Here is a 258-nt window from a genome sequence, read left to right on the forward strand (position 1 = left end):
GTACCTGCACCATGGCCTGCATTGGTTTCAATACGAATAAGCGTTGGGTTAGTACCCGCTTGCTTCGCTTGAAGCTCTGCTGCAAATTTAAATGAATGCGACGGTACAACGCGGTCATCATGATCGCCTGTAGTGATCATAGTCGCCGGATATTCAACCCCTGCTTTTACATTATGAATTGGCGAGTAGCCTTTTAAGTAATCAAACATTTCTTTACTTTGGTCGCTAGTACCGTAATCGTATGCCCAGCCAGCACCC

At 46.1% G+C, this 258-nt stretch carries 1 protein-coding gene; it reads right to left on the minus strand.

The genetic code is table 11. The annotated features are described in order from the left end of the window. Window positions 1-258 (minus strand): prolyl oligopeptidase family serine peptidase (locus tag AAEY72_RS15475; protein ID WP_352311496.1); only part of this gene is annotated, 258 nt, incomplete at both ends.

Source organism: Psychrobacter sp. W2-37-MNA-CIBAN-0211 (assembly GCF_040309405.1).
Lineage (GTDB): Bacteria > Pseudomonadota > Gammaproteobacteria > Pseudomonadales > Moraxellaceae > Psychrobacter > Psychrobacter glaciei.